General features: G+C 72.8%; 15 protein-coding genes. 9 read left to right on the forward strand and 6 right to left on the reverse strand.

What is annotated here, in order from left to right:
• The first annotated feature begins 14 nt into the window (after positions 1-14).
• The 7 genes from cysK to AMOR_RS26105 all read left to right on the forward strand — a co-directional run bounded on the left by cysK (position 15) and on the right by AMOR_RS26105 (position 7,108).
• Positions 15-944: a cysteine synthase A gene (cysK, locus tag AMOR_RS26075; RefSeq protein ID WP_248355559.1), complete on the forward strand. Its 930-nt coding sequence runs from the start codon at positions 15-17 to the stop codon at positions 942-944.
• A complete protein-coding gene (gene epsC, locus AMOR_RS26080) occupies positions 941-1,873 on the forward strand; it encodes a serine O-acetyltransferase EpsC (protein ID WP_248355561.1) in 933 nt (310 codons plus the stop codon). The genes cysK and epsC overlap by 4 nt, the downstream gene beginning before the upstream one ends.
• A gap of 42 nt (positions 1,874-1,915) precedes the next feature.
• Positions 1,916-2,548 (forward strand): inorganic diphosphatase, encoded by a 633-nt coding sequence (locus tag AMOR_RS26085; RefSeq protein WP_248355563.1) that lies wholly within the window; start codon positions 1,916-1,918, stop codon positions 2,546-2,548.
• 142 nt (positions 2,549-2,690) lie between these two features.
• Positions 2,691-3,188: a DUF2721 domain-containing protein gene (locus AMOR_RS26090; RefSeq protein WP_248355565.1), complete on the forward strand. Its 498-nt coding sequence runs from the start codon at positions 2,691-2,693 to the stop codon at positions 3,186-3,188.
• A 59-nt stretch (positions 3,189-3,247) separates the two neighbouring features.
• The gene (locus AMOR_RS26095; RefSeq protein ID WP_248355567.1) at positions 3,248-3,451 is read left to right on the forward strand and encodes an FmdB family zinc ribbon protein; all 204 of its coding nucleotides are present in this window, start codon (positions 3,248-3,250) and stop codon (positions 3,449-3,451) included.
• A 116-nt stretch (positions 3,452-3,567) separates the two neighbouring features.
• Positions 3,568-5,403 carry a GspE/PulE family protein gene (locus AMOR_RS26100; protein WP_248355569.1) on the forward strand — a complete coding sequence of 612 codons (1,836 nt, stop codon included), beginning with the start codon at positions 3,568-3,570 and terminating at the stop codon, positions 5,401-5,403.
• 202 nt (positions 5,404-5,605) lie between these two features.
• Entirely contained in the window at positions 5,606-7,108 is a 1,503-nt protein-coding gene (locus tag AMOR_RS26105) for an AAA family ATPase (RefSeq protein ID WP_248355571.1), read from the forward strand.
• Positions 7,109-7,225: 117 nt separating this feature from the next.
• On the opposite strand, the gene AMOR_RS26110 is transcribed toward AMOR_RS26105, so the two are convergent.
• The gene (locus AMOR_RS26110) at positions 7,226-7,720 is read right to left on the reverse strand and encodes a hypothetical protein (RefSeq protein ID WP_248355573.1); all 495 of its coding nucleotides are present in this window, start codon (positions 7,718-7,720) and stop codon (positions 7,226-7,228) included.
• A gap of 89 nt (positions 7,721-7,809) precedes the next feature.
• Between AMOR_RS26110 and AMOR_RS26115 the strand changes: the two genes are divergently transcribed.
• Positions 7,810-8,421 carry a GNAT family N-acetyltransferase gene (locus tag AMOR_RS26115; protein ID WP_248355575.1) on the forward strand — a complete coding sequence of 204 codons (612 nt, stop codon included), beginning with the start codon at positions 7,810-7,812 and terminating at the stop codon, positions 8,419-8,421.
• Between the two features lie 15 nt (positions 8,422-8,436).
• The gene (locus AMOR_RS26120) at positions 8,437-10,056 is read left to right on the forward strand and encodes an LIC_10190 family membrane protein (protein WP_248355577.1); all 1,620 of its coding nucleotides are present in this window, start codon (positions 8,437-8,439) and stop codon (positions 10,054-10,056) included.
• A gap of 39 nt (positions 10,057-10,095) precedes the next feature.
• On the opposite strand, the gene AMOR_RS26125 is transcribed toward AMOR_RS26120, so the two are convergent.
• The 5 genes from AMOR_RS26125 to AMOR_RS26145 form a co-directional block, all read right to left on the reverse strand.
• Positions 10,096-10,890, reverse strand: a complete 795-nt coding sequence (locus AMOR_RS26125; protein ID WP_248355578.1) for an inositol monophosphatase family protein — start codon at positions 10,888-10,890, stop codon at positions 10,096-10,098.
• A 104-nt stretch (positions 10,891-10,994) separates the two neighbouring features.
• Positions 10,995-12,527, reverse strand: coding sequence for an acetyl-CoA hydrolase/transferase family protein (locus tag AMOR_RS26130; protein ID WP_248355580.1), 1,533 nt, complete (start codon positions 12,525-12,527; stop codon positions 10,995-10,997).
• Positions 12,528-12,661: 134 nt separating this feature from the next.
• Positions 12,662-15,256 carry a 1-acyl-sn-glycerol-3-phosphate acyltransferase gene (locus tag AMOR_RS26135; RefSeq protein WP_248355582.1) on the reverse strand — a complete coding sequence of 865 codons (2,595 nt, stop codon included), beginning with the start codon at positions 15,254-15,256 and terminating at the stop codon, positions 12,662-12,664.
• A 49-nt stretch (positions 15,257-15,305) separates the two neighbouring features.
• On the reverse strand, positions 15,306-16,055 hold the full coding sequence (locus AMOR_RS26140) for a HEAT repeat domain-containing protein (protein WP_248355584.1): 750 nt from the start codon (positions 16,053-16,055) through the stop codon (positions 15,306-15,308).
• 42 nt (positions 16,056-16,097) lie between these two features.
• A complete protein-coding gene (locus tag AMOR_RS26145) occupies positions 16,098-17,054 on the reverse strand; it encodes a DnaJ C-terminal domain-containing protein (protein ID WP_248355586.1) in 957 nt (318 codons plus the stop codon).
• Positions 17,055-17,132 lie beyond the last annotated feature (78 nt).

The following is a 17,132-nucleotide window of genomic DNA, read 5'->3' on the forward strand; positions in this document are numbered from 1 at the left end:
TCCCCGGAGACCTCATGCGGATCGCGGAAGACATCACCAAGCTCATCGGAAACACCCCCCTCGTGCGGCTCAACCGCGTGCTCGACGGAGCCAAGGCGACCGTCGTGGCGAAGCTCGAGAGCCTGAACCCCGCCGGCAGCGTGAAGGACCGGATCGGCGTGTCGATGATCGAGGCCGCCGAGCGCGAGGGGCGGATCAAGAAGGACACGATCCTCCTCGAGCCGACCTCCGGGAACACCGGCATCGGCCTGGCGTTCGCCGCCGCCGCCAAGGGCTACAAGCTCGTGCTGCTCATGCCGGAGACCATGAGCATCGAGCGGCGGAAGCTCCTCGCCGCCTTCGGCGCCCAGCTCATCCTCACCCCGGGCGCCGAGGGCATGAAGGGCGCCATCAAGCGGGCGGAGGACATGGCCGCCGAGGACAAGCGGTACCTCCTCCTGCAGCAGTTCGAGAATCCGGCCAACCCGGAGATCCACCGCAAGACCACCGCCGAGGAGATCTGGCGGGACACGGACGGCAAGGTCGACATCGTCGTCTGCGCGACCGGCACCGGCGGCACCGTGACCGGCGTCGGCCAGGTCCTGAAGCCGCGGAAGCCGGGGCTCAAGATCGTGGCGGGTGAGCCGGCGGACTCGCCGGTGCTCTCGGGCGGCAAGCCCGGGCCGCACAAGATCCAGGGCTGGGGCGCCGGGTTCGTCCCGAAGGTGCTCGATCAGAAGGTCATCGACGAGATCGTGAAGGTGAGGCACGAGGACGCCGGCGAGATGGCGAAGCGGCTGTGCCGCGAGGAGGGCATCCTCGCGGGCATCTCGGACGGCGGCGTGATCTGGGCGGCGCGGGAGATCGCGCGGCGCCCGGAGAACGAGGGGAAGCTCATCGTGGCGGTGATGCCAGACACCGGCGAGCGGTACCTCTCCACCTGGCTCTGGGAGGACCAGAAGTGAGCGACTCGAAGAAGGCGCCGGCGGTCGACCAGATCACCCTCGCGCCCGTGGTCGACGACCTGTGCCGGGGCGCCTCCGGCACGACCTCCACGCCCGGCGGCCGCGTCACGCTCCCGTCGCGCGAGGCGGTGATCAAGATTGTCGAGGACCTCCGCGCGGTGCTCTTCCCCGGCTACTTCGGGACGAGCGACCTGCACGACGAGAGCCTGCACTACTTCGTGGGCGCGACGCTGGCCCGCGCGATGCGGTCCCTCGAGGAGCAGATCCGCCGCGGCGTCGCATTCACGGAACGTCACGACGTCGACACCTGCTCGCACTGCTTCGAGGCCGCGCAGGCGGTGACGAAGTCGTTCCTGGGGCTCCTCCCGGAGATCCGGCGCCTCGTCCACTCCGACGTCGAGGCCGCCTACGAGGGCGACCCGGCGCTGAGGAGCCGGGACGAGGCGATCTTCGCGTACCCGGGCATGTTCGCGGTCACGAACCAGCGGCTCGCCCACGCGCTGCACGTCCTCGGCGTGCCGCTCATCCCGCGCATCATCACGGAGTACGCGCACACGCTCACCGGGATCGACATCCACCCGGGCGCGCGGATCGGGGAGAAGCTCTTCATCGACCACGGCACCGGGGTCGTCGTCGGCGAGACGTCGATCATCGGCAAGAACGTCCGCATCTACCAGGGCGTCACGCTGGGCGCGAAGAGCTTCCCGCTCGACGAGCACGGCAACCCGATCAAGGGCATCGACCGGCACCCCATCGTCGAGGACGACGTGGTGATCTACGCCGGCGCCACGATCCTCGGCCGGATCACCATCGGGAAGGGCTCCTCCATCGGCGGCAACGTCTGGCTGATGAAGAGCGTGCCCCCGGGCAGCCGCGTCACCCAGGCCGAGGCCAGCGAGCAGCGGTTCGCCTTCGGCGCGGGCATCTAGCGAGAGCGGCCGCCGCCGCGGCCACGAAAGGAACGGCACGAAGTGGCCACGCACCCCTGGCACGACGTCGAGCTGCCCCGGTACATCGAGGATCCCATCCCGGCGATCATCGAGATCCCGACCGGCTCCAAGGTCAAGTACGAGCTGGACAAGAAGTCCGGGCTCCTCCTCGTCGACCGGATCCTCTTCTCCGCCGTTCACTATCCGGCGAACTACGGATTCGTGCCGCGCACGTACTGCGACGACGGGGACCCGCTCGACATCCTCGTCCTCTGCTCGGAGGTCATCCAGCCGCTCGCCATCATGCAGGCGAAGGTGATCGGCGTGATGAAGATGCGCGACGACAAGGGCGAGGACGACAAGCTCATCGCCGTCCACGCCGACGATCCGAGCTACGCCGACTACTCGGACGTCGCCGAGATCGCTCCGCACCGGCTGCGCGAGCTGCAGCGGTTCTTCCAGGACTACAAGACCCTGGAGAACAAGAAGGTGCTCGTCTCCGAGCCGCAGGGGCGCTCCGAGGCGCTCCAGGTGCTGCGGGACGCGATCAAGCTGTACGACCGCGAGCGCGACCGGCTCCGCGGGCCTCCGCCGGGCGCGAGGATCACGGTCCCCGCGCGCGCACGGCCGGCGGCGCGCCGTGCCGCGGAAGGCAAGGCGCGCAAGCACCGCTGATCGCGAGGAACGCGATCTGGGCGCCGCAGCGCGGGGGGGCTGCGGAGGCCTCCCGGCAGGCCTGGGGGCCGTGCGTCCGATCGGCCGGCGGCAGGCGACGGGCACGGGGCGGGGGAGGGCGGGTCCCCTTAGATCCCCGCCGATGAACGCGCTCCAGCAGATCGGCGCCGCGGTCACGCCCGCCGTGATGGTCTCCGCGTGCGGCCTCGTCGCCCTCGGCCTCGACAACCAGACCGCCCGGATGGCGATGAGGCTCCGGGAGCTCGCCCGCGAGTGGCGCGAGCTGCCGGCGGCGTCCCCGCGGCGCGCGACCGTCCGCAGGCAGATCGCGGTGCTGGACCGCCGGCACGGCCTCTACTCGCGGGCGCTCCTGCTCAACTACGGCGCGCTGTTCGCCTTCGTGGTGACGTCGCTCCTGTGGCTCGGGCAGGCATACTGGGCCGTCCCCTCGGAGATCCCGCTCGCCACCTTCGGCCTCGGCGTCGCGATGCTCGCGGCGATGTCGGTGCTGGTGATCGCGTCGGTGACGCTGGCGCGGAACACGATCCAGTCGGAGGCGGCCGAGATCCTGGCGGACGCGACGGGACGCCCCCCGGCCGAGACGCCCGGGAACGAGCCGGCCGCCGCCCACGGGCGCTGATCCCGCCCGCGCACGCCCGGCCCCGAACCGTTCGGCCGCGGGTCGGCTCTCACGCGGCGATGCCCATCTACGAGTACGCGTGCGAGGGGTGCGGGAAGGACTTCGAGGAGCTCATCGTGCGCCGGGCCGACGAGGCCGAGGTCGCGTGCCCTGCGTGCCGGAGCCGCCAGGTCTCCCGGCGCATGTCGCGGCCGGCCGCCACCCGGACCGGCGCCGCGAGCGGTGCCGGCGGGCCGCCGCCGCGCTGCGGCCCGGTGGGTTGAGGGATCTGAAGCCCTCGCCCGGTCGGGCGAGCAGATCCGATGTAAGGGGATGAGGGCCGTGGTCCGGCGGCCACGATCTTCTGGCCCCGGCGGCGCCGGGTTAGACTCCCCGCGCCGTGCCACGCACCTACCGCGCCACCGACTACACCCTCGAGTTCGTCGCCGACCTCCTCGCCCGCGAGGGGATCCTCACCGACGACGCGAAGCGGACCGCCTTCGCCCGCGAGAACGTCCAGCGGGCCCGGCTCCTCCGCGACTCGACCGCGCGCGGCGGCGGCCGCGCGCTGCGAAGGGCCGAGCTCTCGCCCGTCGAGGTGCTCGCCTCTTTCGAGTTCCCGGACGCGCGCCGCGACTCCGAGCTCGTCGACGAGGACAAGGTCACGGCGGCGGTCGCGACCGCGGTCGGCCTCGGCTACCGGAAGATCGACCCGCTGAAGCTCGACGCGGCGCTCATCACCCGGACGCTGTCGCGGCCGTTCGCGCGCAAGCACGCCGTGCTCCCGCTGGAGCGCCGGAACGGGGCGCTGATCGTCGCGGCGGCGAACCCGTTCGACCGCGAGCTGTTCGAGAACCTCCGCGGGCTGACCGGCGCGGACATCGAGCCGGTGCTCGCGTCGCCGTCGGACATCCACCGGGCGATCGCGGAGGTCTACGGCTTCCGCCAGCAGATCTCGGACGCGAAGGTCCAGCTCGAGGGCGGGCCCGGCGCGCCGGACGTCACGAACCTCGAGCAGTTCGTGAACCTCTCCGGGATCGACGCGCTCGAGGCGTCCTCGGAGCCGGTCATCGCCGCGGTGGAGTACCTGCTGCACTACGCGTTCGAGCAGCGTGCGAGCGACATCCACATCGAACCGCGGCGCGAGGAGTCGATCATCCGCATGCGGATCGACGGCGTCCTCCACCCGGTCCATCGCATCCCGAAGACCGTCCACGGCGCCATCGCGAACCGGTTCAAGATCATGAGCCGGCTCGACATCGCGCTGAAGCGCCCGCAGGACGGGCGCATCCGCACGGCGCGGGGCGACGCCGAGATGGAGCTCCGCGTCTCGACGATCCCGACCACGTTCGGCGACAAGGTCGTGGTCCGCGTCCTAGACCCCACCGTCCTCGTCCGCGACCTGTCGGAGCTCGGGTTCCTCTCCGACGAGCGCGACGTGTTCGAGCGCTGGCTCCTGCGCCCGCACGGCCTCGTGGTGGTGACCGGCCCGACCGGGTCCGGCAAGACGACCACGCTCTACTCGGCGCTCCAGGCGCTCACCTCGCCCGAGGTGAACGTCGTCACCATCGAGGACCCCATCGAGATGGTGCACGAGGAGTTCAACCAGATCGCGGCGAACCCCAAGACGGGGACGAGCTTCGCCGAGGCGCTCCGCCACGTGCTCCGGCAGGATCCCGACGTCATCATGGTCGGCGAGATCCGGGACGCCGAGACCGCGACGCAGGCGGTCCAGGCGGCGCTGACCGGGCACATGGTGCTGACGACGCTGCACACGAGCGACACCGTGAGCGCCGTCGCCCGGCTCCGCGACCTCGGGGTGCCGAGCTTCCTCGTGGCCGCGACGCTCACCGGCGTCGTCGCGCAGCGGCTCGTCCGCCAGGTCTGCCCGTCGTGCGCGGGCGACGTCCCGCTCACCGCCGACGAGGTGCACGCGCTCGGCGTCCCGCACCCGGAGGACCACGCCGGCAAGCTCCTCGCGCGCCGCGGGCAGGGCTGCGCCAAGTGCCGCTACACCGGGTACTGGGGCCGGAGCGGGATCTTCGAGATCCTCCCGGTCAACGCGCGCCTCCGCCACCTCGTCGCCGAGGGCGCGACGCCGGAGGTCCTGCAGCGCACCGCGCGCCAGGATGGGCTCCGCTCCCTCCGCGAGCACGCGGTCCGCAAGGTCGCATCCGGTGTGACGTCCTTCGAGGAAGCGATGCGGGCGACGGCGGACATGGAGGCGAACCCGTGAGCCGGGAGGGGGCCCCGCGCAGCGGGGGAGGGGCGAAGCCCCTCGACGCGGGGTTCGCGCGCGCACCGGCGAATGCCGGCGCGCGCGAACACGGGCCCCGCGCAGCCGGGGTGGGGCCCCGACGGCTTTGCCGGCGGGGCGGGGCGGCACGCCCCGCGGAGAATGACGCGATGCGGGCGACCGCGGACATGGAGGCGAACCCGTGAGCGTGGCCGCCGAGATCGCCGAGCTCTGGTCGGCCGGGACACCCGTCGTCTACCTCGTCACGCCGGAGGAGGACCGCGCCGTCGCAGCGTGCGAGGCCGCGGCCGCGGCGTTCGACGCCCGGACCGGCGTCTGGTCGTCGCAGCGCGGCCTCGAACCGCAGGCGCCCGGGGCGCGGGATCCCGCGGCGCTCCTCGACGCGCTGGCGAAGGCGTCGGCGCCGTTCCTCGCCGTCGCGCTCGACTTCCACCTGGCCCTCGAGGCACCCGCGGTCGCCCGCAGGCTCCGCGATCTGGTCCCGCGCCTCACCGCGGAGGGCCGCTGCCTCGCCATCGTCGCGCCGCGGGTCGCGATCCCGGACGGCCTGCAGGGCGACGTCGCGGTGGTCCGCTTGCCGCTCCCCGACGACGCGGAGCTCTCGGCGCTCCTCGAGGTGGTTCACGCAGGGCTGACCCACGGTGCCGCCCCGTCGCCGCTCTCCGCCGAGGTCCGCCACCGGGCCCTCGTCGCTGCGCGCGGCCTCTCGGAGGTGCAGGCGCGCCGGGCGTTCACCCGTGCGCTCCGGCGGGACGCGGTCCTCGGGCCGGACGCCATCGCCGCCATCGCCGCCGAGAAGAAGCGGCTGCTCGCGGCCGACCTGGGGCTCGAGCTCGTCGAGGCACCGGATCGGCCGGAGGACCTGGGCGGGCTCGCCACCTTCAAGGCGTGGATGGAGGAGCGCGCGCTCGCGTTCGATCCGGACGCGTCGCGCTTCGGGCTCCCGCCGCCGCGCGGCGTGCTCCTCGTCGGCGTGCAGGGCTGCGGGAAGTCCCTCGCGGCGAAGGCGGCGGCGGCGCGGCTCGGCGTCCCCATCCTGCGTCTCGACCTGCCGCGCGTCCTCGGGGCGCGCGCCGGGGCGGAGGAGGGGCTCGCCCGCGCGCTCGAGGCCGCCGAGGCGCTCGCTCCGGTCGCGCTCTGGGTGGACGAGATCGAGAAGGGCTTCGCCGGGAGCGCCCCCGGGGAGGGCGGCGACCCGCGCGCGGCCCGGGTGCTGGGCGCCTTCTCGACCTGGCTCCAGGAGCGGCGCGGCCCGGTGTTCGTCGTCGCCACCGCCAACGACGTCTCGCGGCTACCGCCCGAGCTGCTCCGCCGCGGCCGCTTCGACGAGCTCTTCTTCGTGGACCTCCCGGACCTCGAGGCGCGCCGCGAGATCCTCGAGCTGCACCTGCGCCGCCGCGGCCGGGATCCCGGTGCGGTGGACGTCCCGTCCATCGCCGAGCTGTGCCCGGACTACTCCGGCGCGGAGCTGGAGCAGGTCGTCATCGGCGCGCTGCACCGCGCGTACGCCCAGGGGCGCGAGCTCGAGACGGCCGACCTCCGCCGCATCGCGCAGGACGTGGTGCCGCTCTTCAAGACGTACGAGGAGCAGATCAAGGGCCTCCGCGAGTGGTCCCGCGGCCGCGCGCGGGTCGCCGGCCGGCCGGGCGCGGTCGTCGACCTGTTCCGGCGCGCGCAGGGGTGAGCGCGAGGGGTCGCTCGTCCTGTGCGGCATCGTCGCCGCGTTCGCCTGGACTGCGCTCGCCATCCGGCGCGCCGGCGGCGAGGGCTGGCGCCGCCACCGGCCAGAAGCTGGCGGTGCTCACGGTCGCGTTCTGGTTCTCCTCGAGCCTGCTCGTCGCGGCGCTGGCGCTCGTGGCGCTCCTGGCGACGTGAAGTCTTCCCCGCGCGCGAAGACGTGCCGGAGGACGACGAGGGCGAGATGCCCGAGAAGCACGGTCGAGAAGATGCGGGCCCAGTCCGGCGCGAAGGGCCACAGGGAGCGCACGATCACGCCGGCGCCGGCGAGCGCGACCTCGGGCGCGAAGTCGCGCAGCGTGACGGAGCCCGGCTCGTTCCGCTCCGTGTACATCCTCCAGAGCATCCAGGCGCCGGCCACGGCCAGCGACCCGAGAAAGACGAGGGCTGCGAGGAGTCCCCAGGGGACGAACCCGAGGTACGGCTCCGCGAGCACGAACGTCCCGCCGGCGGTGACCGCGACGGCGACCCCGGTCCCGACGACGACCGAGAGCCGTCTCGTCCCGCCGCGCTCGGAGCGCGGCTCGAACGCGTCGGGGCGGAGGCCGGCTGGGGGCACGGCTCGATGAGACGCCGGCGTGCTCCTTCCGTCAACCTTCCGCTTTCGTTCCCTTCGCGCCGTGCCGCCGGGCGCGCTAGAACCGGCGCATGCCGACCCGTCGCCGCCGCCCGGCCGCGCCACCCGGCGTCGCCGTCCACCCTCTCACGCCCGACCGCTGGCCGGATCTGGAGCGGCTCTTCGGGCCGCGCGGCGCCTGCGCGGGCTGCTGGTGCATGTGGTGGCGCGTGCCGCGCCCCGAGTGGAACGCCGGGAAGGGGGAGGGGAACCGGCGCGCGCTCCGGGCGTACGTCCGTGCCGGGAACGTGCCCGGTCTCCTCGCCTACGACGGCGACGTGCCCGTCGCATGGGTCGCGCTCGAGCCGCGGACGGCCTACCCGCGGCTCGCGCGCTCGCGGAACCTCGCCCCCGTCGACGACGCGCCGGTCTGGTCGATCACCTGCTTCTTCGTGGCGCGCTCGCACCGGGGCCGGGGCCTCACCCGGACGCTCATCGCCGCCGCCGCCGACCACGCACGCGCGAGTGGCGGGACGCTCCTCGAGGCCTACCCGGTCGACGCGCGGAAGGCGCTCGGCGACGCCTTCATGTACACCGGCGCGCCGGCGCCGTTCGCGGCGGAGGGGTTCACGGAGGTGGCGCGCCGGAGCCCGACGCGGCCGATCGTGCGAAAGCCGCTCGCCCGTCCCCGGCGTCGACGCTAGAGTGGGCCGCGCCAGATGATCTGCATCCTCCTGACGGTCCTCGCCTGGATCCCCTCGGTCCTCGGGTACGGGGCGCTGCTCCGCTGCGGCGACGCAGGCCTGCGGCGGAGCGTGTCCGGCGTGCTCGGGCTGGGCGTCCTCGCCGCGCTCGGGATCCTGCTCCACTTCGTGGTCCCGCTGGCGCCCGTCGTCTCCGCCTGCGCGTGGGTGCTCGGGCTCTCGCTCTTCTGGTGGCGGCGTGCGTGGCTGCTCGAGGGGCTCTCGCGCGTCGAGCTCCTCGGCACCGTCGCGGCCGTCCTGGCGTGCTTGCTGCTGATGCAGTCCCCGACCCGTCACTACGACGCGGGCCTGTACTGGCTCCAGACGGTGAAGTGGATCGGCGAGCGCCGGATCGAGATCGGGCTCGCAAACCTCCACGGGCGTCTCGCGTTCAACGGCACGTGGTTCGTGCTGAGCGCGATGCTCGAGCACCCGCTCGCGGCCGGTCGGAGCGCGTTCTTCGTGACCATCCTGCCGATCGCGTTCGCGAGCGCCGGCGCGGTGGTCGCGATGCAGCGCCTCGTCGACGGCGATCGGACCTTCGCGAACCTCGTCCTCGCCGCGCTCGTGATCCCGATCGCCCACGCGACGGAAGGGCTCGGCGCCCAGGCGTCCGACCACGCCCTCACGATCTTCATCCCCCTGGCGCTCGCGCTGTGGGCGCGGGCGCTCGAGCCGGCGCGGGAGTTCGCGGCGGAGGCGTATCCGGCGGCGCTGCTGTCGATCTTCGCCGCGACGATCAAGATCTCCGCCGCGCCGCTCGTGGTCGGCGGCGCGCTGATCGTCCTCGCGCGCCGCGCCTCCGTCGGGCGGCGGTGGCTGGCCGGCATGGGCGCGGCGATCGGGGTCGCGGTGGTGCCCTGGATCGTCCGCTCCTTCCTCCTCTCCGGTTGCGCCGTCTACCCCGTGGCCGCGACCTGCGTCGACGCGCTTCCGTGGGCGGTGCGCCGGTCCGACGTCCGGACGCTGGCGCGGTGGATCTACTCGTGGGCGCGGCGGCCCGGCCTCTCGCCGGACCAGGTCCTGGGCAACTGGGCATGGGTCGAGCCGTGGACCGCGAGGGTCCTCGAGAGACCCGATCATCGTGCCCTCGCCGTCCTGATCGCGCTGGGGCTCGCGACGGCGGTGGCGAGCGCCCGCTGGGCGTCGCGCGCCTTCGTCGTGACGTTCGGGATCGCGCTCGGCGGCGTCGCGTTCTGGTTCCTCTCGGCCCCGGACGCCAGGTTCGCGTTCGGGTTCCTCTTCTCCGTCGCGCTGCTGCCTCTCGCGTTCGCGCTCAGCCGGGGGCCGATCCTCTCCGACGCCGCGACGCGCGGTGCGCTGTGCGTCGCCCTGGTCTGGTGCGGGGTGTACGCGCTCCAGACGACGGGCGTCTACGACCGCGCGGTGAACCGCACGTGGCAGCTGCCGGTCGCGGCCTGGCCGGATCTGCCGACCGCGGTCGCGACGCGGAAGGTCGCCGAGTCCGGCTACGAGGTCACGGTGCCGGTCGCGGGAGACCAGTGCTGGGCGAACCCGTTGCCGTGCGCGCCGCAGCTCGATCCGCGCCTGCGCCGGGACTGGGCGCTGAAGGTCGTCCGGTCGGGGGGGCGCTAGTCGTCGGCGCGCGGCGGGATGGGCGCGCCGGCGGCGAGGTCAGCCGCGGAGCGCCCGCAGCACGTGGGCGTGGACCTTCCCGTTCGACGCCACGCAGCTCCCGGACTCGAGCGTCGGCTTCCCGTCGAGGTCGGTGAAGGTTCCGCCCGCCTCCTCGACGAGGACCGGGATCGGTCCGAGGTCCCAGAGCTGGACGCCAGCCTCGACCCACGCCTCCGCCTGGCCCCTGAGCACCAGCGCGCAGCCGGCGAGGTCGCCGTAGCAGCGCGCCGTCTGGGCGCCGATCGCCAGCGCGGCGACGCGCTCCAGCATGGGCTTGCGGAACAGCACGTGCGGCTCGCCGAGCGAGAGCGTCGCATCCTCCCAGGCGGCGATCCCCGACACCTGGCAACGCAGCGGCGCGGCGTCGCCCGTCCGGAGCCAGCAGCCGAGCCCGCGCGCCGCCCAGTACACCTCCCCGAGCACGGGCAGCGCCATGGCGCCGGCGACGATCCGCCCCTCGTGCTCGCAGGCGACCAGCGGTCCCCAGAAGGCGCGGCCGCGGGTGAACCCCTTCGTGCCGTCGATCGGGTCGACGATCCAGCGCGTCCGGCTCGCGGCGCCGCCCGCGTGCGCGCCGGTCTCCTCGCCGAGGAAGCCGTGGTCGGGGAAGGCCTCGCGGATCACCGCGTGGACGGCCGCCTCGGCGTCCCGATCGGCCTGCGTGACCGGCGTCCGGTCGGGCTTCACCTCGACGCGGACGCCGCGCCGGAAGTGGGCGAGGCTCGCCGCGGTGGCGGACTCGGCGGCGCGGCGGGCGGTGTCCATCGCCTTCAGGAGATCGAGGTCGGGCATGGCGGGGAGCATAAGCGAGCGCGGGCGGCACGCTCCGCTGAAAACAAGACGGCCGCCCTCGCGGGCGGCCGTCTCGATGCCTGACTGCGCGAGACCTGAAGCGGTTACTTCTTCGGCTTCATGTCGCCGGTCTTGAGGAACCGGGTGTGGAACGAGAACGCCTCCTCGAACATGTGCGGCGTGTGGCGGCCGGCGCTCGGGTTCGCCATCGAGCGCTTGAAGTAGTCCCACAGGATGGGGCGGAACTCCGGCGCGGCGGCCTTCTCGATGATCTCCTTGGCGCGCTGCTTCGGGCTCTTGCCGCGGAGATCGGCGAAGCCGAACTCGGTCACGATGCCCATCGTGTCGTGCTCGGTGTGGTCGATGTGCGACGCGAACGGGACGATGGCGGAGATCTTCCCGTCCTTGGCGGTCGCCGGGGACATGAAGATCGTGTACGCGGAATTGCGGGCGAAGTCACCCGACCCGCCGATGCCGTTCTCGATGCCCTTGCCCGCGATGTGCGTCGAGTTCACGTGGCCGTAGATGTCGGCCTCGACGAACCCGTTCATCGCGATGCAGGCGATGCGGCGGATGACCTCCGGGTGGTTCGACACGTCCTGGGGCCGGAGGATGATCTGCTTCCGGTACCGGTCGATGTTCTTGTTGAACCGGACCTGGCCGTCGGGGGAGACGGAGAACGCCGTCGCCGAGGCGACCTTGAGCTTGCCGGAGTCGAGGAGGTCCAGCATGCCGTCCTGGATCACCTCGGTGTAGCTCGTCATGCCCTCGAAGTGGCCCTCGTTGAGGCCGACGAGCACCGCGTTCGCGATGTTGCCCACGCCGGACTGCAGCGGGAGCAGGTTCTTCGGCATCCGGCCCGCCTTCACCTCGCCGTCGAAGAAGTCGAGGATGTGCTGGGCGATCTTCTTGTGGACGTCCTCGGGGGCCTTGAAGGGCGCGTTGCGGTCGGGGTTGTTCGTGACCACCACCGCCGCGACCTTCGAGAGGTCGATCGTGTACGTCGGCGTGCCGACGCGGTCGTCGGCCTTCATCACCGGGATCGGCCCGCGCTCACCGTGCTTGCCGGAGACGGTGTAGATGTCGTGCATCCCCTCGAGGCGCTCGTCCTGCCACTCGTTGACCTCGAGGATGTACTTCTCGGCGACGTCGAAGTACGCGGTGTTCGCGCCGACCGACGACGAGGGGACGATCGTGCCGTCCTCCTTGATCTTCGTGACCTCGATGACGGCGAAGTCGAGCTTGTTGTCCTTGCGGCCGTAGTAGCCGTACCGGACGAGCGAGCCGGCGTGGCTCAGGTGCATGTCCTGGTACTCGATGACGCCCGCGTTGAACTTCTCGCGCATCACCGCGTCACCGTTGTACGGGAAGCGGAAGGAGATCGCCTCCGTGAGGCCCATCGCCTGATCGAGCTCGGGGCCGGTGGACGCGCCGGTGAGCGCGGTCACCTTGAAAGGCTTGCCCTTCATGCGCTCCTCGATCGCGCGCTTGGCGAGCGCGATCGGAACCGCCTTCGGGTAGCCGGCGCCGGTGAAGCCCGACATGCCGAGGATGGCGCCGTTCGGGATCATCGCGGCCGCTTCTTCGGCGGACATCACCTTCGACTTGAGGCCCTTGTGGAGAATCCGGTTCGACATGCGTTCAGCCTCCGTAGATTTCGTCCTGCTTAGACGGAAAGCGCGGGTACGACTCCGAGTTCTTCAGAAACGTGCTGCGCGGGAGGCGGAGATTAGCGCGGGCGAGGGGGCGTGTGGAAGGGGCGTGACGCATCTCACACGGCGAGATGCGGAGCGATTCCGTCCATGATGCCGCGGAGTTCCGTGACATCGCCCTCGCGCGGAAGCCGGAGCTTGCCACCGTCTTCCGCCAACAATCCCTGGCCGATCATCCATTCCACGGCGTTCTCCAGCGTCGCCTTGGAGAGCGACTCGCGCAGCGCGACCTGCCCCGAAAGGAAGGCTCCGCGACCGCGCTCGAGCGCCTCCTTCACGAGCGCCCGCCGATCGACGCCGCCGTGGCGCGGCGCGTCGGGCCCGAGGAGCGCCGCCGCCGTCGTCGCGGCGAGCCGGTACGCCTCGAGGTACGCGCGCATGAACTCGCCGAGGAACGCGAGCAGCTCGGCCTCGGCGCCCGGGCGGAGGCGCTCGCCGTCGCGCGACACCGCGCCGACGCGGACGAGGAACGCGACGTTCTGGTCGAAGATGTCGTCGAAGCTCGCGCCGACCCGGTACATGAACTCGAGCTTGAACAGCCGCGAGAGCCACTTCGCGCGGGCGCGCACCTCGTCCTCGGGCGATCCCGCAGCGCCGCCCGCGCGCACGGCGGCGGCGACGAGGGCGGGTGCGACGTAGCGGTGGATCACCGCGTTGCGGTGATAGTCGAGCACGGGGCGCTTCTCGTCCACGACCTGGTAGATCGTGTCGCCCGCCGCGACCTCGACGCGCACGAGGCCGCCGCGCTCGAGCCGGCGCACCGCGTCCGCGATGGGCCCCGGCTGGCGGGGATCCGACGGCGCGCCCGCGAGGTCGCGCGCGAACCGGGCGCCGCCCTCGGCGGCGACGTAGCGGAGCAGCTCGACGCGGCGCGCGACCTCCGCGGAGGCGAGGCCGCGCCGGACGTGGGAGAGGAGGGCGGCGCCGACGAGCCCGACCGGCGTGATCGTCACCGCCCGGCTGATCCCGTACGCGACGCGGTTCGCGAGGGCCTGCACGAGCTGGCGCTTCGCCTCGGCGGGTGCGTCGCGCGCGCCCGGTGCGAGCACCGCCGTGGAGGAGCGTTCCGCCTCGCCGCCCCACGCGTCGTCCACCGAGAGCGAGGCGGCGCGTGCCCCGAGCCGCTCGTGCGCCACGCGATCGAGCGAGATCGGCTCCTCGAACTGCACGTAGAGGCGCTCGTACCGGCGGAACAGCACCTTGGCGGCGCCGAGGAGCCCCTTCAGGCTCTCCTTCTCCTTCTCGCCGCCCGCGAGCTCCTTCGCGTAGCTCGAGGCCTCGATGAGCTTCTCGTAGTCGATGGAGATGGGGACGAAGACGACGTCGTCCGCCGCGCCGTCGAGCCACGCGTCCACCTCCATCGAGACGAGCCCCGTCTTGGGGAACAGCAGCTTCCCCGTCCGGCTCCGGCCGCCCTCGACGTAGAACTCCTGCGGGAACCGCTCGCGGAGGAGGTGCTTCACGTACGCGCGCAGCACCGCGGTGTAGATGCGGTCGCCCTTCACCTTGCGGCGGATGAAGAACGCGCCGCCGCGGCGGGCGATGGCCCCGAACGGCCAGAACGCCAGGTTGATCCCGGCCGCGACGTGCGGCGGGGTCATCCCGTTCTCGTAGAGCAGCCACGAGAGGACGAGGTAGTCGACGTGGCTCTTGTGGCTCGGGCAGAGCACGATGGGCGCGTCGCCCGCCACCCGCTTCACCCGCGCGAGCCCCTCCTCGTCCACCTCGACGCTCGTGTAGAGCCGGCCGAAGAGCCAGGCGAGCACCGGCCTGAGGACCTGGATGAGCGCCGGGTCGTACCGGCTCGCGATCTCCTTCAGGTCCTTCTCGGCCTCGGCGAGCGCCGCGGCGGCGGGCCGGCCGTCCTCGCGCGCGACCTGCTCCACGGTCGCGCGGAGCGTGCGATCCCGGAGCACCTTCTCCCGCACGCGCGACGGCCCCTGGAGCGGCGGGCCCACGGCGGTGCGGAACTCCCGGGCGAGGTGCTGGTGGAGCGCGCCGCGGATCTTCCGGGCGATGGCCGCGTCCGCCTCGGCGGCGCGGTCGACGAGGAACGACTTGAGATCCGCCGCGCGACCCACGTTGAAGAACGCCCGCCGGAAGTTCCGCAGGAACGCGATCCCGTTCGCGAGGGCGCTCGGCGCCTCGGGCGATCCGTACAGAACGTCCCACAGCGACGGCTTCAGCTTCTGGGCGCGGCGGCTCCAGACGAGCAGCACCGGCACGAGGAAGATGGGCTGGAAGAGGTCCCGCTGCAGGCGCACGAGGGCCGCGAACGGATCCTTCTCGGCGGGCCCGCGGCCGAGGAACACCAGCGTCGAGTGCCCCGTACCGACCGCGTCCTCGAACGCGCGGCGGGTCCGGCGGACGCGCGCGAGCCGGCCGAGGAACCCGGAGAAGCCCTGGGCGGCGCGGAGGGGCGGGAGCCCGCTCCGGCGGAGGAACCAGCGCAGGTAGAGGAAGTTCAGGAGCCCCGGCGACCGCATCACGAACACGAGGCTCCCGCGCGCGGCGAGCTCGTGCAGCGTGGGACCGGCGTCCCGCGGGACCCTCACCGGCTCGAACCAGCGGCCGAGCAGGCCGCCCTTCCGGTCGGCGTCGGGGCGGGCGGAGGTCGGTTCCTGCGGCGGGCGCGAGTCCGAGGTGCCGGTCACGACGGGAGTCTAGCGCGGCGCCACCGGGCGCGGGCGACCGCCGTGGACGCTAGGCGCGCTTCTTCACGTGGCCTTCGCGGTCCAGGTAGTACGGCTCCACGAGGAGCGCCTCGACGCTGGGGCGGTACCCCTTCACGTCCGCGCCGAGGCGGACCAGCGCCTCGAGGACCTCACCGCGGACCCGCGCGTTGTCGCGATCCCGGAGCAGGAGCTGGATGAGCGCCTCGCGGCCCGCCTCCGTGGGCGCGAGCCCGGCCAGGGTGCGCGCCGCGCCGATCCGGATGTCGTCCGAGAAGTCCTCCAGCAGCGGGAGGAGGGCGCCCTCGATCTCGGTGGAGCGCGCGTCCGGGTGGTGCTCCTGCAGCCACGTGAGCAGGACCAGCTTCTTCTCCGGGTCCCGGGTGTACGCGCGGCCGAGGCGCGCGAGCTCGCGCGTCACGATCTCGACGACCTTCTCGGCCGGCGCGACGTCCGCCAGCGCGCGGAGTCCCCACGCGATCCCGCTCTCCTGCTCCCGGATGAACCCCTCGACGGGCACGACGGCGTCCTCGCCCGCCTCGACGAGGAGGCGGCGCGCGGTCTCCTTCTCCTCGTCGTCGGTGATGCCGGGCTCGGTGCGGACGGTGAACCGCAGGCACAGGGTGGAGAGCGCCGCGGGCGTCCCCATGTCCCCCAGCTGCTCGATCACCTTCTGGCGGTTCTCGGGCGGACCGTACTTCTCGGTGACCTTCTTCGCGAGCTTGCGGAGGTGGTTCTTCTCGCGCTCGTCCTTCGACCCGAACAGACCGAACAGTCCCATCCCGCCCTCCGCTCCTCTCCGGCGCCGGCCGGTGGGGGCTTTCTACAACGAGATCCCGGCCCGCGGATCGCCCTTGTACAGGTCCGAGAGCGGCTTCACGGCCTTCTCGAGGGACGCGCTCGCGGGTGGGAGCACCACCTGCACGACGGCGTACAGGTCGCCCCGCGCGCCGCCCTTCAGGTCGGGAAGCCCCTTGGCGCGGAGGCGGAGCTTCATCCCACTCTGCGCGCCGGCGGGGACGCGGAGCGCCACGGGCCCCTCGAACGTCGGGAGCCGGACCTCCGCGCCGTGCACGGCCTCGGGCACGGTGACGGGCAGGTCGAGGTACAGGTCCCGGCCCTCGCGACGGACGTTCGGGTGCTCCCGGAGGCGGACCGTGAGGTACAGGTCACCCGCGGGGCCGCCGTGCTGCCCGCGTCCGCCCTGGCCCGCGAGGCGGATCTGGGACCCGTCGTCCACGCCCGCCGGGATCTTCACCCGCAGCGTCCGCCCGTCGATCCGGACGTCGCGCTCGCCCCCGACCACCGCGTCGCGGAGGTCGACCGTGATCTCCGCCTCCGTGTGGACGCCCTGCGCCGGGATGGGGCTGCGCCGGGCGCGCGCGCCGCGGCCGCCACCGAAGATCTCCCCGAAGATGGATCCGAAGTCGAACGCGCCGTAGTCGCCGACGTTCACCGTGGAGAAGTCGCCGAAGTCGAAGGGCATGCCGCCGGGCGGCGCGCCCTGCCGGCGCCACTGCCGGTACTCGGCGGCGCGCTTCTCGTCGAAGCCCGACCGGAGCGAGTCGGCGCCGAACTCGTCGTAGAGCTTCCGGCGCTTCTCGTCGGAGAGCACCTCGAACGCCGCGGTGACCTCCTTGAACTTCTCCTCCGCGGCCTTGTTTCCCGGGTTCACGTCGGGGTGGTACTTCTTCGCCAGCTTGCGGTAGGCGCGCTTCAGCTCCTCCGCGGTCGCGGTCCGGGAAACGCCGAGGATCTCGTAGAGGTCGCGCTCGGGCACGCGGGGAAACGTAACGCTCCGGGCCGACGCGTCAATCACGTGCCGCCTCGAAGGGGATGCGCACGCGGGCCGCCGCGG

It is taken from the genome of Anaeromyxobacter oryzae (genome assembly GCF_023169945.1).
Classification (GTDB): domain Bacteria; phylum Myxococcota; class Myxococcia; order Myxococcales; family Anaeromyxobacteraceae; genus Anaeromyxobacter; species Anaeromyxobacter oryzae.